Annotated in this window: 19 protein-coding genes and 1 tRNA gene; 8 read left to right on the forward strand and 12 right to left on the reverse strand. The window is 45.5% G+C overall.

Translation table 11 applies throughout. The features are described from left to right. Positions 1–255 precede the first annotated feature (255 nt). Positions 256–888, forward strand: coding sequence for a hypothetical protein (locus tag KGF70_RS00005; protein WP_216767957.1), 633 nt, complete (start codon positions 256–258; stop codon positions 886–888). A gap of 47 nt (positions 889–935) precedes the next feature. Here the strand turns inward: KGF70_RS00005 and KGF70_RS00010 are convergent, their stop codons facing one another. Continuing rightward, positions 936–2,105 carry a hydroxymethylglutaryl-CoA synthase gene (locus KGF70_RS00010; protein WP_216767958.1) on the reverse strand — a complete coding sequence of 390 codons (1,170 nt, stop codon included), beginning with the start codon at positions 2,103–2,105 and terminating at the stop codon, positions 936–938. 36 nt (positions 2,106–2,141) lie between these two features. Next, complete coding sequence (locus tag KGF70_RS00015; RefSeq protein ID WP_216767959.1) at positions 2,142–2,534, reverse strand: hypothetical protein; 393 nt, start codon at positions 2,532–2,534, stop codon at positions 2,142–2,144. Between the two features lie 172 nt (positions 2,535–2,706). Between KGF70_RS00015 and KGF70_RS00020 the strand changes: the two genes are divergently transcribed. The 3 genes from KGF70_RS00020 (at position 2,707) to KGF70_RS00030 (ending at position 5,189) form a co-directional block, all read left to right on the forward strand. Beyond that, positions 2,707–3,102 (forward strand): hypothetical protein, encoded by a 396-nt coding sequence (locus KGF70_RS00020; RefSeq protein WP_216767960.1) that lies wholly within the window; start codon positions 2,707–2,709, stop codon positions 3,100–3,102. Between the two features lie 440 nt (positions 3,103–3,542). After that, positions 3,543–4,484: a glycosyltransferase family 2 protein gene (locus KGF70_RS00025; RefSeq protein WP_101873368.1), complete on the forward strand. Its 942-nt coding sequence runs from the start codon at positions 3,543–3,545 to the stop codon at positions 4,482–4,484. A gap of 150 nt (positions 4,485–4,634) precedes the next feature. After that, complete coding sequence (locus KGF70_RS00030) at positions 4,635–5,189, forward strand: hypothetical protein (RefSeq protein WP_216767961.1); 555 nt, start codon at positions 4,635–4,637, stop codon at positions 5,187–5,189. Positions 5,190–5,416: 227 nt separating this feature from the next. Here KGF70_RS00030 and KGF70_RS00035 read toward each other — a convergent pair. Beyond that, a tRNA-Ser gene (locus KGF70_RS00035) sits at positions 5,417–5,504 on the reverse strand. A 751-nt stretch (positions 5,505–6,255) separates the two neighbouring features. Between KGF70_RS00035 and KGF70_RS00040 the strand changes: the two genes are divergently transcribed. Then, positions 6,256–7,464 carry a PD-(D/E)XK nuclease family protein gene (locus KGF70_RS00040; protein WP_216767962.1) on the forward strand — a complete coding sequence of 403 codons (1,209 nt, stop codon included), beginning with the start codon at positions 6,256–6,258 and terminating at the stop codon, positions 7,462–7,464. Positions 7,465–7,627: 163 nt separating this feature from the next. Here the strand turns inward: KGF70_RS00040 and KGF70_RS00045 are convergent, their stop codons facing one another. Beyond that, on the reverse strand, positions 7,628–7,837 hold the full coding sequence (locus KGF70_RS00045) for a hypothetical protein (protein WP_088771141.1): 210 nt from the start codon (positions 7,835–7,837) through the stop codon (positions 7,628–7,630). A gap of 362 nt (positions 7,838–8,199) precedes the next feature. On the opposite strand from KGF70_RS00045, the gene KGF70_RS00050 reads away from it, so the two are divergent. Continuing rightward, complete coding sequence (locus tag KGF70_RS00050; protein WP_021337964.1) at positions 8,200–8,547, forward strand: heavy metal-binding domain-containing protein; 348 nt, start codon at positions 8,200–8,202, stop codon at positions 8,545–8,547. A gap of 104 nt (positions 8,548–8,651) precedes the next feature. Here KGF70_RS00050 and KGF70_RS17125 read toward each other — a convergent pair whose 3' ends face one another. After that, the gene (locus KGF70_RS17125) at positions 8,652–8,876 is read right to left on the reverse strand and encodes a hypothetical protein (RefSeq protein WP_253954734.1); all 225 of its coding nucleotides are present in this window, start codon (positions 8,874–8,876) and stop codon (positions 8,652–8,654) included. Continuing rightward, positions 8,857–9,864 (reverse strand): MFS transporter, encoded by a 1,008-nt coding sequence (locus tag KGF70_RS00055; RefSeq protein WP_253954735.1) that lies wholly within the window; start codon positions 9,862–9,864, stop codon positions 8,857–8,859. Before KGF70_RS00055 ends, KGF70_RS17125 begins: the two co-directional genes overlap by 20 nt. Positions 9,865–9,980: 116 nt before the next feature. On the opposite strand from KGF70_RS00055, the gene KGF70_RS00060 reads away from it, so the two are divergent. Further along, the gene (locus tag KGF70_RS00060; protein WP_050338470.1) at positions 9,981–10,565 is read left to right on the forward strand and encodes a helix-turn-helix domain-containing protein; all 585 of its coding nucleotides are present in this window, start codon (positions 9,981–9,983) and stop codon (positions 10,563–10,565) included. A gap of 132 nt (positions 10,566–10,697) precedes the next feature. On the opposite strand, the gene KGF70_RS00065 is transcribed toward KGF70_RS00060, so the two are convergent. From KGF70_RS00065 to rnz, 5 genes are read right to left on the reverse strand one after another with little or no spacing between them, the layout of a single operon-like run. Continuing rightward, positions 10,698–11,216, reverse strand: a complete 519-nt coding sequence (locus KGF70_RS00065; RefSeq protein ID WP_003638988.1) for an adenine phosphoribosyltransferase — start codon at positions 11,214–11,216, stop codon at positions 10,698–10,700. Between the two features lie 18 nt (positions 11,217–11,234). Then, positions 11,235–13,571: a single-stranded-DNA-specific exonuclease RecJ gene (recJ, locus tag KGF70_RS00070; RefSeq protein ID WP_216767963.1), complete on the reverse strand. Its 2,337-nt coding sequence runs from the start codon at positions 13,569–13,571 to the stop codon at positions 11,235–11,237. A gap of 21 nt (positions 13,572–13,592) precedes the next feature. Next, positions 13,593–13,943, reverse strand: coding sequence for a lipopolysaccharide assembly LapA domain-containing protein (locus tag KGF70_RS00075; protein ID WP_050338468.1), 351 nt, complete (start codon positions 13,941–13,943; stop codon positions 13,593–13,595). A gap of 12 nt (positions 13,944–13,955) precedes the next feature. After that, positions 13,956–14,747 (reverse strand): SDR family oxidoreductase, encoded by a 792-nt coding sequence (locus KGF70_RS00080; protein WP_216767964.1) that lies wholly within the window; start codon positions 14,745–14,747, stop codon positions 13,956–13,958. Between the two features lie 8 nt (positions 14,748–14,755). Next, positions 14,756–15,691, reverse strand: coding sequence for a ribonuclease Z (rnz, locus tag KGF70_RS00085; protein WP_216767965.1), 936 nt, complete (start codon positions 15,689–15,691; stop codon positions 14,756–14,758). 1,409 nt (positions 15,692–17,100) lie between these two features. Here rnz and KGF70_RS00090 point away from each other — a divergent pair. Continuing rightward, positions 17,101–17,385 (forward strand): hypothetical protein, encoded by a 285-nt coding sequence (locus KGF70_RS00090; RefSeq protein WP_216767966.1) that lies wholly within the window; start codon positions 17,101–17,103, stop codon positions 17,383–17,385. 170 nt (positions 17,386–17,555) lie between these two features. Here the strand turns inward: KGF70_RS00090 and obgE are convergent, their stop codons facing one another. Beyond that, on the reverse strand, positions 17,556–18,851 hold the full coding sequence (gene obgE, locus KGF70_RS00095; RefSeq protein ID WP_216767967.1) for a GTPase ObgE: 1,296 nt from the start codon (positions 18,849–18,851) through the stop codon (positions 17,556–17,558). Positions 18,852–18,928 lie beyond the last annotated feature (77 nt).

Raw genomic sequence — 18,928 nt, forward strand, 5'->3', positions numbered from 1 at the left:
TTGTGCCATCTTTTTTATTTTTCAGTCAGACAATCACCACTTCGGAGACGTTTAATTGTAGGTCGTGCCAATTAATCTGTCGGTGCGGCCGATTCCGCTTTCCGGCCCCGCTACAAACCAGTACAAGTCATGGGTCATGTGATGATTTTGGCATTGCACTGGCTGCCAAAGATAAAATATTTGAATTCCATCGGAACTGGCCGATAGTTCAATGGTATAATGATTATACTATTTCAAACATTGGGAGTTGGTTACATGTTGTTCCTAGCCATTATGGGCTTGATTGTTTTTCTATTAGCATTATTTTCCGTGATTTACGCACGTCAAACCGGTGGTGGTTGGAAGTTTCTGACAGTCGTAACGGTTCTGAGCGCGGTGGTCACCATCTATGCGGTGATCAAATTGCCATACTGGCCTTATAACCAGTCACATGCCGCAACCACCAGCCAAACTGCTTCGAGTTCGACAAGCAGTTCAAGCACAAGTAAGTCTAAAACGACGAGTTTAAGTTCCTCGCAAGTTGTCTTCAATGAAGGTAGCGCCAAGCGTGAGGCTGCCACGACTAAGTTGAATGAAGAAAACATTCTCAAACAGTTGCAGGAAAACTACAAGTCGATTGGCACCGTTGCCTTCACGAAAGCCACTAAGACATATACGATTACTCCAACTGGTAAAAAATACGTCAAATCGTTAAAAACGATTAAATCGTATCCTGATGAAAACCAGAAGGCCATCACGACGATCACTTCCAATTTCAAGTCCCTATCCAAGTCGCTTAAAAAGAATTTAGCTGCTGGCTATACGATTCAACTTTTGCAACCTGATACGACAGATAAGACCTTGTTGAGTGTCAAAGATGGTGCCATTACCGCCAATAATTTCAAATAACAAAAAGCACTTGTCCTAGTCATCTTGCTAGTAACAAGTGCTTTTTATTAGTCCTCACGATCTAGATACTGACGTTGCTCATCTTTTTGACCAATCAAGACAAACCGATGCGGGTCATTGGCCACATCAATGGTCTGGTCATCCGCGCGCCAAGCTAACTGTCCGTTGAAGAGCTTTTCGTACTCGGACACGTTGACCCGTTGCCGGCATGCTAACCGTTGTGGTAACCCAACATCTAAGCCGGCTTCATAATTTGGTTGCAACTCACCCGTGAAGAATTCGCCTTCAGCCCCGGAGCCATAACTGAACAAGCCTAGGCGGTCACCGGCCCTTAATTTGTCATCGGTCAACAATTGCGATAACAAACTCAAGTACAGTGAGCCGGTGTATAAGTTACCCACCTGTCGATTCAATTGCCGAGCGTGCTCGAAATGGGCGAGCCAACGCTTTTGTTGCGCATCATCCACTAACGGCAAGGCGCTCCGAAGTGCTTTAAGTCCCATCTTTGTATATGGCAAATGAAAGACGAGCGCCGTTAAATCTTCTGGCTGCATCCCCGTTTTCTGCAAGTACCCTTTGAAGACATCTTGAAAATAATCGATATAGATGTTTGATGAGTATTTACCGTCTACCAAGGCAGTTGTATGATACAATGGCCGCCAAAAATCCATGACATCTTCACTCAGCACACATGATTCGGTCCCCAGCGCTAAGACTTGCGGATCAGCACTGACTAACATGGCGACTGCACCGCCGCCCTGAGTGGGTTCACCAGGTGTGTTGAGTCCATAACGCGCAATGTCGCTACCAATAACGAGTGCTTTCTTATCAGGATGAACGCGGACGTGGTCTTGCGCCAATTGCAATCCTGCCGTAGCTGCATAACAAGCTTCCTTCATTTCAATCGTGCGTACCCGGCGATTCAATCCTAAGAGCCGGGCCACATAGATGGCACTGGCCTTTGAGTTATCAATACCCGATTCCGTTCCCACAATCAGCAAGTCAATTGCTTCAATGTCAGCGGCCGTTAACATCGGGGCTGCAGCGTTGGCGGCTAAGGTCACCGTATCCTGACTCGGTGGGATGACCGCCATCCGTGACTGGCCGATTCCAATCAAATATTTGTCAGGTTCTTCCTGACGCGCCGTCGCCAATTCTGCCATATCGACGTATAGATGTGAGGTTGCAAAATGCAACTTGTCAATTCCAACTTTCACGTTCGTTCCTCCAATTTATTCAGACTGAAGCTAGCCTTAATGTGCCCGGCCTAGTGGTCCCAAATAATGAAAATCTGGGTCTTTGCCCACGCGGTAACAACTGAATGCCTGACTAATCTCATTATGAAAGGTTACCACAATTGCCGGTGTTGCCCAAGTGGAGGCCGCCCAGAAGACCGTATCATCAAATTCACGGTTATCATTTGGATAACGATGGTAACCCGTTGTACTGTCCCAAATCGTGCCATGCGTATTGAGCCAATCTTCTGCGAGTCCGGCTTCCACTTGAGCCATCACATCCTGGGTATCGCGAATCAGCCGTGCGAGTTTGTCCCAATCTAGCTGCCACGCATGTACTTCTGGCAACTGATTGCGCGTGCCAAGCGGCGTATGTCCTAAGGCAATCGGTGTTAAGTCCACAAAATCCATGCAACCACCCTTTCAGACCATGTTCATTAACTATCCGAAGATTTCTCAACTATTATATCATGTTGCCATACATTTATGATTGCCCTAGCTTGACCTGAAACGGGTCCCATAAGTTATGCTTGGCATGAAAAGTTGAAGTAACCGTTAATCATTTAGTAAGGAGCGAGCAATCATGGGGTTATTCCGTCGTCAGTATCAAATTCGTCTGCACCAACCCGTTACCGGTTCTGCCAGCACCATCCAGTCATTGCCATCGGTAGCGCATCAAACGCCATTGATGCGCATTCAGCCAAATGACAGGATCATCAGTGCGCCCCTCAATGGCGAGATTGTCGCTCTTTCACCGCGGCATTTGACGATTACTGCATTGAATGGTCAACAGTTTGTCCTCCAAATCGAGACGATTGATTATCATGCCATGGTTGATTGGCAAGTGCGTATCGGGGATTCCGTCTCACCACTGACCATTTTAGGCCTTTTAGAGGGCTCGCTGACGGCGACCTCACTGGTGGTTTCACGCGTACATGCTGTGAGTCAGCTGACCAAAGCGGTGGTCGCAAATAGTTAAAATTTTTGTATGTTTAATTTTTATCATTAGGTGAGAAATCGGGTCATTTTTGTAAACTGTGAGAGGCGGATGAGACCGACATCCGCGGTACTAGATTCATATTCAAACAAAAAGGCCCCACATCGCAATCAAGCGTTGTGAGGCCTTATTTTAGTGTGTTAATGATCGCGCTAACGATCGTTCGATTTGTTACCCAGATCAATCGTCTGAATCAGCTAGTTCCATTATTATTCATTATTACAATTTTTGTCGTTTGAGAACTGATTGCTTTATGATTGAATTCAGGCTATGATATTCATACTGGTTGAAACTATCTGGCCCGTTTACCATTAGCGTGCAAACGTGGCCCACATTTTCAACTGACGACACGGCGTCGCACCTTTTACCCCGTGTGGTCATTGACTAAACTAATAATAATGCAAAGGTCGGATTTAATAATTATGAAAACCATGAGTCTAGTTGTTCCCTGCTACAACGAGGAACCTACGATTGAAATTTTCTACAACACCGTCGAGAAGGTGCTGGCCGACAATCCGGAAGCTTTTAATGACATCACCACGGAATACGTTTTCGTCAACGACGGTTCTTCCGATGATACACTAACCGTTCTTCGGAATTTAAACGCCGCCCATCCTGATACGGTTCATTACGTGTCATTCTCACGAAACTTCGGTAAAGAAGCCGGCTTGTTAGCTGGGTTGCAGCACACGATTGGCGATTACGTCGCAGTCATGGATGTCGACTTACAAGATCCACCGTCGCTCCTACCAAAGATGTTAGCAATGATTGAAACCGGCGATTATGATTGTATCGGTACAATGCGGGAAAACCGCGCGGGCGAACCATTCATCCGTTCCTTCTTGTCTCGGTCCTTCTACTCGGTCGTCAACAAGATCTCAAAAGTCCAAATTATTCCGAACGCCCGTGACTACCGGCTGATGACCCGGCAAATGGTCGATGCCATTTTGGAGCTTCCGGAATACAACCGGTTCTCAAAGGGAATCTTCAACTGGGTCGGCTTTCGAACAACTTATTTAAAGTTCGAAAATCAGCCCCGTTCCGCCGGCGAAACCCACTGGTCAATGTTGCAACTCTTTAGCTATTCAGTAGATGCAATCGTTGACTTCTCCGACGTGCCACTAAAAATTGCAACTCTGACGGGTGGTCTCTTATCCGCCGCTTCAATTATTAGTATCTTTGTCGTTATTATCCGCAAACTCTTGTTTAATAACAGTGTCGGTGGTTGGGCTTCATTAGTCACTATTTTCCTTTTCATCGGCGGAATTCAGTTGTTCTGCTTAGGAATCATCGGCAATTATATCGGTAAGATTTATATCGAGTCGAAGCATCGGCCACATTATATTGTGCAGGAAAAGAAGTAAAACCTGTTTTTGATATAAATTGAATTTAGAAGGAAAGCTGCTGTTCGGGTGATGGCGGCTTTTTTTAGTATTGATGTCAATTATTAGCAGCAGTAGGACACAATAACCAATAATCCTGATTTACAAATATTACTTTTGGAGGAGTTTATCATGATGTTTTGGGCACATTTGTCTGTTTTAACAGTCGTTATAATTGGGATCGGTATCGTATATCTGATAGTTCAAGCGATTAGACACGGCTCAAAAAGAATCCCCATGATTGTCGTCGGGACAGGCGTTTTACTATTCATTGGTTCGTTCGCTGGTTTCTTCTACGCAGCGCCCATGTATGGCGGTATTAATATCGAACGAAGCGATTACAACACAGTAATGCGTGCTGTGAAGGACGGAAAAGCATTATCTAAAATAACTAATGATACTACCGATAAACAGTTGTATGATGGTAGAAAGGCTGGAAACGATTTAAGAAAAATTGTTCAATCCGTTCCTGAAACATACAGTAATCATACTCAACGTCATCTTGCAATTGAAGACCTATCGACCTTTACCGAAAACGAATCGGGGGACTACATTGACCGCCAACAGATTGAAACTCTAGTAAGGCTGTCCTTTGTCGTAATCAGCAAATACGCAACACCAAAAGATGAAGGAACCAAAGGACAACTTAGAGTATTTAAACAGATGATCAAGGATTCGGGTTATTAGAACCTGTTTTGAAACAAAAACCGAGTATTATCTCCCCACCCTCGCGTCAAGAAGCTAGCGATTGCCGACCTGAATAAAACAAGCATTCAATTCAATCCTGCATGTATAAAACGTTGGCCTGTTCTCTCCATTCTCGGTTTAACGTTTTACAAAAAAAATAGAACTCCGACAAATATTGATTTGTCGGAGTTCTATTTTTGCTAGCCAGTCTCTATACTGCTTTAGTAAGGAGAGTACAGGATTTGAACCTGCGCGCCGGTATTAGCCGGTTCGCCGGATTTCGAGTCCGGTGCATTACCACTCTGCCAACTCTCCATGTGGTACTCAATTAGTATAGCATAATTTGAAGTCAGAACAAATATTTATTCAAAAATTATGACAATTATTCTGGAAGACAATCATATATCTGTACTAATTAGTTAGTGGTTGCAATGTGCTGATCAGAAGTTTAATTGCAGATCAAAAGTGAATTATTGATGAGTAGAAGTCTTAAATGTTGGTAGCACTGAATATGGAGACAACGGTCATTTTATTGCAACTAAGGACCCACACATTGCGCAAAATTACCCGTGGTATCATTATCTGAGTCACACATGCTACTTAGTTTGAGCATTTTAGTGGGGCGCTTGGATCAAATTGAATGTGCCCAATCACTTGGATTGGTACCAATATCCGTCAGAAAATGCGAACTATCTAACACTTCAACGTGTTCGTAAATCCAAATCACTAGGAATTTAATCGGTCGATTGCACTTGTCATTAATAATCATATCCTGCTGATATAAATTACCATGCCCCTTGTACCCCATATTTAGTGCCGGATATGTACTTGCATTGTTCTTAATAAGAGAATAACTTTTTTGAAAAGACTAGAAATGGCTAAAAATAATCAAACTGAGAACAAACTCAGAACAGGCTAACGCATTATATATGCATGATTGAAGTGAATACTTCACGCCAGTAAAAACTAACGAGGACAGAAAGTAAGAATCAATTTCGAGCTTTGAATACGAGATTATTAGATATATAATAATCAATATTATAACTACAAAGAAGGTCAGTTTATCATGGTGAAACAATCAGACATCGATAACTTAATATCAGAATTACAAAGTATCTCCTCAAAAGTCGCTGAGTTTAATAATAATGACCAAAACTTATTTCATATCATCTCAATGGACCATATGGAGATAAAGCATAGTAATCTACTAGGATGGTTACTAGATGTTAATGGATCGCATGAATTAAAAGACGCCTTTTTAAAAAATTTAATGCTGCAAATTATTCCTATATATAATAGGGATTGTAATAAAGTTGATACTAAGCCTTTGCCATCCAGCGTTTCCGAAAATAATTGGTTAGATTCTGCGGTATTACGAGAGTATAAAAATATAGATATACTGTTCCAGGACAATACGAATAATCTCAATTTAATCATAGAAAACAAAATTTACTCTTCCGAACACTCTAACCAATTGGAACGTTATGAAAAAATAGTCAATTTTGAATACCCTGATGAAACAAATACTAATATTTTTATTTATCTTACGCTATATGGTGAAGAGGCTCGCTCAAAGAAATGGATAACTCTTACCTACCAGAACGTCATTTCTGCGCTTTATAAAACGATTTATAGTGTTTCAAATTTGAATGCTAAAACCACAATTATTCTCTTTGATTACATTTATCTATTGAAGGAGTTAATCGGAATGGACGACGACGAAAAGCAAAAAATTGCCACTGCAATTTGGAATAAACACAAGGATGCGATTGAATTTATTGAGGACAACCGTTTCAAGCCAGAAAAGGAGATCATGTCAGAGTTTAAAGGGTTGTGCAATACCGAAACAGATGAAGACGGCTTCCTGTTCGATGAAAAATATAGTGACTCTGTTCATATTCGGTTCAAAACTAGTAAGATGAATCGCTTTTTCAGCGAAAATGAGATTGATAATGAAAATAGCCATTGGAATAGCAACCAGAAATATCACTATGAAATTACGGTTGATTTTAAAAAAAACCATATGGTATTTGGTCAATTATCCTTTAAACTAGACAATTGCTCTGAAACAGATCAGAAAAAGATTAACAGTTTAACTAAAGAAAAAGATGGGGATGCTTGGTCAATAAAAAAGTTCCACTTTGACTACATGCAACAGAGATTTGTTAACCACCTTGATGAATATACACCTGAAGAAGTCAAACAGGAATGCAAAAATGTGTTCAATAGCTATTTGTCACAAATAACTATTTTCGAAAGCTCCCTAAGAAATTAAAAACTCCCCGTACCAGTCGATTAAGGCCAGTGCGGGGATTTGTTTTTGTATATCACAATGATGCATTTTAAGGCAACTTTGAAAGACTTCAACATCTGAATTCCAAGTCCAGTGCGAACGCGTAAACATTCTCCTAACTAACAACATAGCCGACTCCCGTTAATCACTCCTTCTGCTCCAGCGCCGCCTTCCCAAACACAAAGAACGACAACACTAAGCCGGCACAGGATAACACGAACAAAATACCGTAGCATAACACATCCCCAACTGTGACTAGCGTCTTAGGAAATCCCGCCACCGATACCCACAGAAAAACTGCACTTAGCCAAAACCAAAATGAGCGATAGAACCGAACTGGTCGACGTAACTTCATGATGCTCTCCCCCTCGTCTCCGTATCAGTTATGATTCAAACTAAAGCTCGCTTGAATAACGCTAATTATAGGCAGGCCTCATGACAACACAAGTGAATTAACGCTATGTTGCTGTATATTGCAGGCGAAAAATACACTGTTGTGTTTGTTAAGTAGCGATAGTTTCTCTCGATGCTGAAAAGTCATGCCGGTGACGGGCGGAACCCGCGACTGAACCGTCTTAATCAATCGACTTACAAACTTCAGACCGAAAATTTCTCGCTTGGTTTCGATCACATCTAACCACTCACCCATCCAAAACACTCGCTTTTGGCAACCGCGCTATGCTATGATGAAAACTATTCAAAAAGGAGGTTCCGTCAATGACACAACTATTAGTGACGACAACGGAAAACATTCCGGGGCACCCCTACGAAGTTTTGGGGGAAGTATTTGGCTTAACCACTCAATCTAAAAACTTGGTGCGTAACATCGGGGCGGGCTTAAAGGGACTCGTTGGTGGCGAAATCAAGGATTACACCAAGATGCTCGAAGAATCACGCGACGTGGCAGTAAATCGGTTGCGCGATAATGCCAGTGCGATGGGCGCTGACGCCGTGGTGATGATGCGCTTTGATACTGGCTCCATTAGCCAGGACATGCAATCGGTCGCCGCGTATGGTACTGCGGTCCGTTTTATTAATACGGACTCAACCGACACAAATGCATAATCTCATTTAAAACGACAGAAACGGCTTGCAGGTTTATTCTTGCAAACCGTTTTTATTATCACATCAATCATTTGCATAATACAATTACTGCTACTTTCCAATTATTAACGTCGGATAAACAAGCACCCAGCACTAACCAGCAGCATGCCTATGCCAGTGACATACGCCGCTGTTGGGCTGACAACATTATCCAGCAGTACTAGGCCAACGCTACCAATTGGCATCGAAATGGTGACCAAAGAATTAATAATGCCGCTCAAACTACCCACGATACTTCCATCAGCAACTTTTAGCAAACTTGCCATCAATTTAGGATTTGCTTGTCCCATGCAAAATCCACCAATCGTCATAATTGCCACTACCAACCAATAATTCTGCCAACTGAGCAAATTGATAAACAAGCCCGCAAACATGATCATAGTTGTTAACATGACACTGCGAAACGACCATTTCTGAAACCAACCTGTATGTAACAAGTTCCCAACAATATTGCCTATCACAGTGGCGGTATTCATCACTAAGACCGCCACTCCAAACGAAAGCGGTAAATAGTCCGCGCGGTGGATCAAGTACAAATTCAACAAGGCGTCTACACTTGCGCCGACCGCATTCAATAACGAGAGGACTCCCCAATAACCCCAACACGTTCATGTGTGTCCCCGATTCCATTACCCGTCGTACTTGTTGGAGCAGTTGGCGAAATGACGGGGTTGCGGCTGCTGCAATTGTCGGCATTTTTAGCGTCCCATAGCCGGACAGTAGCACGATGCCCGCAATCAAGAACGTGAGCGCGTTCAAATATCCAGCGACCTGATAATTCCCCGTCGCAGCCAAGATGCTGACCCCCAGTGCCTGCCCCATCGTCTGCATTAGGACGCCGATACCTTGGTTGATTCCGATGGCTTCCTCTTGTTGCTCAGATGCGACTTTGGCTTGTAGTAACGGCATTCGTAAGCTGCCACTAAACATGCCAAACACGTCTGAACACAAATTAATCACAATAATAATCAGTAGGAGCCCAACCTGTTTACCGGTAATGAGTTGCGCCAATACGAGATATAGGCCTGCCTGAACAAATTTCAATCCCGCTAGCCAGCCTCGTTTATTGGGCTGCGAATCTGCCAAGCGGCCGGTCATGATACTAAAGATTCCGGGCAGGACGGTAGCCACCGAAACGATTGAAACCATCAAACTGGCTTGCGCAAAGGTGCGCGCGTACGTTAATAAAATAATGTTGAATAAACTAGTCCCAATAGTTTCAAACAAATCGGCTGCTGTAAGTGTGACGAACGCGCGGTTACGAGCTAGATTTTTCATAATGCCACTCCCCAATCTAATATTATTTATCGTTTAAATTATTTTAAATGATAAATAAACTTTAATCGTTTGATTTCTATTTGTCAAATGGTTAAGCTAGGATTGAGGTGAAAAACATGCCCAAAAACACACTGGCACAGTTTGCAAAGTTGATGGCAGATCCAAAAGTTTCCGCGATTTTAAAGGCCACGAAATCAGAGGATGGCTTAACAACCAAGCAAATTTCAGCCCAAACTAAAATTCCTAATAACCAGTTGTACTACACCATCAACAAGATGCAGGATGCCGACTTATTAACCATCGTTAATCAGGTTCAAGTCAAAAATCTGACCGAAAACTATTATTCTAGCGCCCACCTTTCCAATGAAACGCCGCGGTTTCAAACGGATCTGGATGCGCTCGACACAGATATGACTAACATTTCTGGCACTTGGACGCATACTCACATCCAGGAGGTTTTACAATGGATTATGCTACTCAACCATGACTTTAGTGAAACTTTCAGAGAAGAGATGGCTGATAAGCAACCTGACGAAGCATCCGTTTTCTTCAGCAACGCGACCTTAAACTTGTCCGCTGCTGGTGAACACCAATTACGGTTAGATATTATTAAATTGCTTGGTAATGCTGAAAAGAATGACCCGGATCCCAACTCCAAGGACAAGCATCAGGCGAAAATATTAATTGAAAAGTGGGAATAGCGTGTGCACTGTACGATTACGTTGTTTTGATCAGTTGGTAAAGTTCACGAAATATCAATAATTCAACTAAGTGCAAACAAAAAGCCCCGGATGACTAATAAATCGTCATCCGGAGCTTTTTACATCTTGGCTTTAAAATTGCATCAAGCTCAACATGTCATAATCTTTAATTTTATCGCGGCCATGCAAGTCTTTCAGTTCAACCAAAAAGGCCGTTCCAACCACATTGCCACCTAATTCTTCAACCATTTGAATCGTGGCAGAAATCGTACCACCCGTAGCCAACAAGTCATCCGTGACCAGCACGTTTTGACCAGGCTTGATTGCATCTTTATGCAGGTACAATGCGGATTGCCCATATTCCAAATCGTAGGTTGCCTTGACCGTTGCGCGTGGCAACTTACCCTTCTTACGGGCTGGCGCAAATCCGACCCCTAGCTCATAAGCGACTGGACAGCCAACAATAAAGCCCCGTGCTTCGGGACCGACGATCATATCAACGTGCTTGTCACGTGCAAACTGAACGATTTGGTCAGTCGCTTCTCGGTAAGCAGCGCCGTCAGCCATCAATGGTGAAATATCCCGAAAGATAATGCCAGGTTCTGGATAATCCGGAATACTAGCCACATACTTTGTTAAATCTAATGCCATTTGTTCTTAACAGCTCCTTCAATTCTTAACCGCAGCCTGGTTCTTCACCCATACTTGGAGCGCTGCGGATTTACTATATAAAAGCGTTTCTTCAGCAACGATTTGCTGCTCGCGTAACTGATAACTAGGGGCGTGATGTAAATCCGCTTTGGACGGATTCGAAACGCCATTCATGACACCATCATTTATTTTAACAAATCCGACCTCAAAAAACACCTGTATCATAAAAATAAGCAAATTTCGCTCAAGGTGTAAATGTTTGGCAACCTGCGTCAATTGATGATGAATGTCGACATCGTGGTGTGCCGCGGTGAACTGGAACAACTTCGCAAACTGCTCACGATTCGGCATCCCGCTCATGTAGACCGAGTCACGCCGATACAAGTACAGCGTCACTTGATCAAGGGCGATCGATGACAAGACCTGCGTCATATCAGGCAATGTATCGGGGCAATCAACGATGAAGACCGCTTGCCCGGCTGTTACTGTAGCGAGGTCAACATCTTCTTCGCCGACCCAGACGGCCTTGGCTTGCGCACCCATGTATTGTTCGACCTGTTTCATAATGCGCCGATGGAAGAATAAGTAAGTTCCCGGTGCCTGGAATAAATGCGCCGATAAATGTTGGGTACGTGCATCAATGACTTGCGTTCCCGTCACAGCAACGTCTTTAATCATAATCTGCGGCTTGGTCTGCCCATTCCACGTATTTTCGCTGAGTGCACCGACTAACGTGACATCCGTGGGACTCGCCTGAATTGCGGGTAAAGCGTCACCCATCGAAAAGCCAATCGCATCCACGGTCGTATCACCATCACCCAGTTGCAGCTTCAAGTGCTGCTGGTCACTCCCAATCGCCCGCGCTTGTGGAATCGTGGTCGGCACTAGTTTGAACAAGGGAGCCGGATTATCAGTGCCAAACGGGGCCAAGGATTGAATGTCCGTCAACGTGTCTAGTGTCGCATCCGCCACTGACAAGGTTCCGTCAATCGCTAACTTGACCTGCGCATTATCCGCTAATTGTTGCTGGATCGCGGCGTCTTCCATGGCAGTCTTCAGCGTTTCCAACTGGTCTGCCATGACCGTCAGCCCGACCGCCATGTGATGACCACCAAAGGCGACCAACGCATCACGAACTGGGTCGATCGCCGCAAACAAATTATAGGCTTCGACACTACGACCACTACCTTTCAAGCGGCCATCCGCGTCTTCATTCAAAACGAGGGTTGGTTTGCCAGTCGTTTCAACGACGTGACTAGCAACGATTCCTAACACACCCTCATGCCAGCCCTTACCGGTAATCACCAGTGTCTGCCGGGCCTGATTCTCAGCTGATTGTGCTTGTTCAATGGCGCTCGCACTGATCGTTTTGACCAACCCTTGCCGTTTTTCATTCAATTGATTGACCTGCTTAGCCAATGCGGTCGCCCGCTCTTCATCTAGCGTGGTCAATAATTCGACGCCGCTCTGTGCAGATTGCAATCGTCCGAGCGCATTCAACCGTGGTGCGATGCCAAATCCGATACTCGTTTCAGTTAACTTGTCAGGTTCTAAACCGGCTTCTTGAATCAAAGCGGCCAACCCGGGGCGCGTCGTCTGTTGTAGCACTTTGAGGCCCAACGTCACGATGGTCCGATTTTCGCCAGTCAGGCTAACCAAATCAGCGACGGTTCCAATCGCAGCGAGGTCCAATAGTTCTTCGGGCACCTCTTCAATCAAGGCCGTGGCCACTTTAAAAGCAACACCGGCACCGGAAAGTCCGCCAAACGGATAATGACCTTCTGGATGACGAGGATGCACGATCGCATAGGCATGCGGCAATTCAGCGGGCAGTTCATGATGATCAGTCACGACGACGTCCACGCCTTGCGCTTGAACCTGATCAATGACCGCGTTGCCAGCGACGCCGTTATCAACCGTCACAAACAGTTGGGTGCCCTTTGCAATCAAACGGTCAAACGCCGCCTGGTTCGGCCCGTAACCGTCTTTAAAGCGGTCCGGAATGTAGTAGTTCACATTGGCGCCAATTTGGTCCAACGTTTCATACATGATGGCCGTGCTGGTCAACCCATCGGCATCGTAATCACCATAGATTGTAATTTGATCACCGGCAATCACCGCTGCTTGAATCCGTTCGACCGCCTTTTCCATATCATGCATCGTCGTCGGGTCCAATAAGGGCTGCTGATCTGCATGTAAAAATGGTTCCGCCGCTTCGGGTGTGTCAATGCCGCGCGTGATCAACAAACGTGCAACTAATGGTGACACCTCCGCAGCCTGCGATAACGCATTGACGGCCGTTTCAGAAACGGCCGTCGTCTCGCGTGATACCCATTTTTTCTTTGCCGCTAACATGGCATCCTTCCTTTCAAAAGCTTACTTGTCGGTTGTCGTGGTTGGTTGTTCTGGCACCGACCGTTTTTGTTTTCCTTTATTATTGAGCCGTAACGTCAATTGTTTATTTTCTGCCGTCAACTTTTCAATCTTTGCTTGAGCTGCTGCAAGTTCTTCGGCATGTGCCGACCGTTCCTTTGATTCATTGACCGTCGCCATCAAAACTGCCGTAACGACGCCCAAAATCAGCGTAATCACAATGACCAGAATTAATGGCCAGTGAACGGCTGTCACCCCAAAATTGATCCGAACTGGTTCCACATTTAAAATGGCAAAGATAATCACGACTAACGCGATCACCAGCGCACTCACTAACCGCCATTGATTTTTCATTCCACTCATCCCCTATTTAAAATTAAATACCGTGCCAGTCAGCCAGTCCCCCAGCTTCGGCGCGACCTGATAACCTAAATTAGCGACCGACATGAGCCACGGCCGATTGAGCTCGCGCTGTCCGCGGCCAATGCGACTGACGATCAATGCCGCAAACTTGACCGGATTAAGCGCTAAACGGTCCATACGTTCGATATAATCCCCATCTGGATCGGCAATTTTGAAAAAGTCGGTTTTGATGGGACCCGGATTGACCGTCAACACGTTCACGTGGTCCGCTTTTAATTCCAATCGCAAAGCATTGTCATACGCGATAATTGCGGCCTTACTAGCAGCGTACACCGCGGACTTGGGCGTCGCAATCTTACCGGCCATCGAAGCCACGTTCACGATTTCTCCGGCGTGTTGCTGAACCATCCGCTTCGCAGCGAGTTGACTCACGTACATCGTCCCCAAGGTATTGACCCGCAACATCCGTTCCATCGTGGCCGCTTCCATATCGACCACATTGGTCATGTCCCCGAAACCAGCCGCATTAATGACCACATCAAGACGACCAAACAAATCATCGATGGTCGCAAAAACTTGGTCGACGGCTGTCACGCGACTGACATCACAGGTGATCGCAATTGCTTGTTGCTGTGACAAGATTCGACATTGGTCAGCCACTTGCGTCAACCGTTCACGACGACGCGCGGCGAGCACGACATTCGCGCCCTGAGCGGCAACCGCCAACGCTAATTGTTCACCGAGACCGCTGGAAGCACCCGTTACTAACACCATTTTACCTGCTAAATCTGCCATATCCGCACCTAACCTTTCTTAGGAAGTGGAATTTCGATCACGTCAAAGTCACGGACCACTTTCGACGCCTTAAAAACTTTCTGGGCTTGATTTTGTAGTTCTTTGCTCAATTTGCCAGTATACCGCGCTGAAATATGCGTCAATAACAATTGTTTGACGCCAGCTTGTTTGGCAACTTGGGCAGCTTGCGTGCTGGTCGAATGGTAGTAATTGTGAGCTAGCTTGCCTTCGTCCTTGCCAAACGTACTTTCATGCACCAATGCGTCCGCATCTTGTGCCAAACTCAGGGCATGTGGTGTTCGCCGCGTGTCGCCCAAAATGGTGACAATGCGTCCTTTTTGCGGCGCCGCGATATAGTCTTGCCCGTTGATCGTCCGTCCATCAGGCAAAGTTACCGTTTGACCGGCTTTCAATTGACCATAAACGGGGCCACTCGGAATATTAAGTGCTTTTAAGCGGTCCGCTTGCAACTCACCCGGATGGTCGGCTTCTTCCACCCGATAACCAAAACAAGCAATTCGGTGGTCTAGTGGTTCGCAGCTGACCTTAAACGTCACGTCTTCAAACACGGTCCCAGCCTTCGTGATTTCGTGAAACTTGAGTGGGTATGACAAATGGGTTCCGGAGACCCGGAGCGCCGTTTGAACAAAGTCCCGGACACCGACTGGGCCGTAAACCGTCAGTGGTTCATCGCCACCTTGAAACGACCGCGAGCTCAATAGTCCCGGCAAGCCAAAGATGTGGTCACCGTGTAAATGGGTAATAAAGATTTTGGCAATTTTACGGGGTTTTAGCGTCGTCCGTAAAATTTGATGTTGGGTGCCTTCACCAACATCGAATAACCAGACTTCATTACGCTCATCCAACAGCCGGAGCGCCGTACTGGTCACATTGCGGAATTTCCCCGGTGAGCCGGCACCGGTACCTAAAAATTCTAATTGCATATTTTTGTTCGTCCTATCTATACAGTCTGCTAACTATTTTACCGAATCTAACGGCAATTAACAATTGTTAGCACTGCAAAGTCTCGGCTGGTCACTGAAGTTAATCGTCACCAACCGCCATTAAAAATGGGTTCAGTTTATTTTAACATGACAGACCAAAATTATCGCACTCGGTTTCGACCTTTCACCTTAAACGGTCGTGATTATTTGGGGTTATCCGTTTACAACCACCTACCTTTTGAGTCGTATTTAGAGAAGCAAACACGCTGTAACGGTCGTTCTGTCATGAATTATGGCTGAAACGTGCCAATTCTTAGGTCAAAAGCTGCCAGCTGAGACCGCTGGAAACAGTGCGAGTTACCGTAAACTTGCCGTCGTGGCGTCGCCCTACGCCGTCTTCCAGGCATTCTGGGCAATAGCCTGAACGTGGTGGGCACAGATTTAAGCCGACAACCCACGGCTTAAATACTGGTCTTTCATGTGACTGCGATATGGATGAAACGTGCGCGAGTCAGACTGGGCCTTGCCCCGAATACCTTCCAGCCGGGATAGTAATCGAAAAGCGAACATGGGCGGACTCAACTTTTGATGGAATATTCGTTGGTTCGCAGTAAACCGTCATTTTGACATCTAACTGTCAGGCTTGTATCAATGCTAGCTAAACTTCCTCCAATGTTTTAAGTCTTCGAACCAGTGCTTCACTGAATTTATCAGAATTTTCTTCAGTCGGTTAAGACAGCAAAGCCCTGACTTCTAGATGAATTCAATGCGATCGTCGAGCTTGAAGACTAGTTACTATTAAAACTGTCCATAATATTTAGATTATTTTTTCAGTAACTCGATGTCACAAGTCATCATTGGTGTTGATTTGAAGTTCGTCTGAAGGACCTGTCTCCTAATACTCAGTAGTCAATTGTACCGAAATAGGCGGCCGTTCATCAGCCATTCGAGCGGCTTCCCAACTGGAGGGGCTGGCTGACAATGCTCAGTAGCCAAATTATTCTTAGCTGGAAGTGTCTTTCTTCCGGCTTAGAATAAGACTCGTATTTGAAATTGCGCAGTGATTTTCTGCGTGAGTTCAAATCGATGTCGGCTTACGTTCCAGCAATTGTCAGCCGGCCCCGGAAGTCGGAATTGGACGCGTACCGGCTGACGAACAGTAAACCAACGAATTGGCACGTTTTAATCCTACTTAGTGCTGAATTTTAATAAGCGCATTGCGTTAGCAGATATTGCGAATTCACCAATACCAATCTGGCAACCATGACCGTTTGCGGCCGAACATGACCAAATGTGACCGTTTTCAAGGTTTCCGTCATCCACAATCACACCGCATCTCAGTCGAGATTGATTAACCCTCGGTGCTATCGTATACTGCTATTGAATGCACAAAACGTGAGGTGATCACCATGCGACTGATCGATTTTAATCTGTCGACCGCCGACTTACAACAAACATTGCCCCTCTATTGGGAAGTCAATCGAAACGAACTCCAGCCAATTCAAAGCGTCAGTCTGGTGCACCAGCAATTAGTCCTAGTAGCGGCTAGTAGTGGTCATCCGCTGACGTTGGACCAGTTCAATATGCGGACTCGCCAAGTCAATGGTCAGGCCCAGCTTTATATTCAGACGGAACCACAGCCACTACGATTATTTGGTTACCGCTTGAGTGAACAACGATTATTATTTGGATGACCGAATTGAGACCAAAAAGACACGACTATAGCCGAATGCTATAATCGTGTCTTTTTTGATGTGAATTAACCAGCTAGAAGCATTGCTCTCCAACCCCTCACAGCTGGCGTATGCCTAGATTATGGCACTGCAGTAATTAGGCATACCACCGAATCCTGATCTCTGCTATGTTAATCCATAAACTGGAATGAGTAGTCGAGAATTTGAATCGTATCGTCGTTCTTAGCACCGGCAGCTCGGAGCGCATCGTCCACGCCCATCCCACGCAGTTGTCGTGCAAACCGCATCAAGCTTTCTTCGTGATCTAAGTTAGTCATCTTGAAGAGTCGTTCGAGCTTTTCACCTGAGAGCACGAACAGACCTGGTTCTGGATTATCAACCGTAAAGTCAGCATCCGTTTCTGTCGTGTAATCGCGGTGCTTAAGATCATCGACACCCTTGATTGGGAATTGTGGCGTCGTGTCTAATAAGTCCGCCGTTTTGGCAAGCAACGCCTTCAACCCCTGTTGTGTGATCGCGGATACCGGATAAATCGCGGGTATTGTTGGCAACGTGTCATCAGTCGCAAGCTTGGCCTTGAAGGTTTCCAAGTTTTCCGCGGCATCTGGCATATCCATCTTAGTGGCGACAACGATTTGTGGCCGTTTGAGTAAGTCCGGATCATAACTCGTCAGCTCATGATTGATTTTGTGATAATCTTCAAACGGGTCATTTTCCTCGACCCCACTCATATCAATCAAATGCAAAATAACGCGAGTCCGTTCGATATGGCGCAGGAACTGAATTCCTAAGCCGACCCCGTTAGCAGCGCCTTCGATCAGTCCTGGCAAGTCCGCCATGACAAAGTCACGTCCATCATCCAAACGAACCATGCCGAGGTTAGGCACCAACGTCGTGAAGTGGTAAGCGGCAATCTTAGGCTTCGCACTCGTTACGACTGAAAGTAACGTGGATTTTCCGACTGATGGGAACCCAACGAGACCAACATCTGCCAATACTTTCAATTCCATTCGAATGGTTAATTCGTCGCCTGGTTCACCATTTTCAGCGATTTCTGGCGCTGGGTTCTTAGCACTGGCAAAATGAATATTGCCCCGACCACCACGGCCACCTTTTGCGACCACTAATTGCTGGTCTTTGTCGACGATATCACCGATCAACTCGCCGGTCTCCGCATCCGTCACCGTGGTTCCGAGTGGAACTTTGATGATGGTGTCCTTGGCAGAACGCCCCGTCATTTGCTTAATCATCCCATTACCACCAGCGGCAGCCTTGAACTTGCGCGTATAACGGAAATCCATCAACGTCCGTAGCCCTTCGTCAGCTTGCAAGATGACGCTACCACCACGGCCGCCGTCACCACCAGCTGGTCCCCCGTTTGGCACAAATTTTTCACGGCGGAAAGCAACCATGCCGTTACCACCGTTACCGGCCTTTACATCTACTTTTACTTGATCAACAAACATGTTCTTTTCTCCCGTTTCTTCTATATTATTATCTACGAAATCTGATCGTGCGAAATTAGATACCTGACCTAGTATAC

This window comes from Lactiplantibacillus sp. 7.2.4 (assembly GCF_018991185.1).
Classification (GTDB): domain Bacteria; phylum Bacillota; class Bacilli; order Lactobacillales; family Lactobacillaceae; genus Lactiplantibacillus; species Lactiplantibacillus pentosus.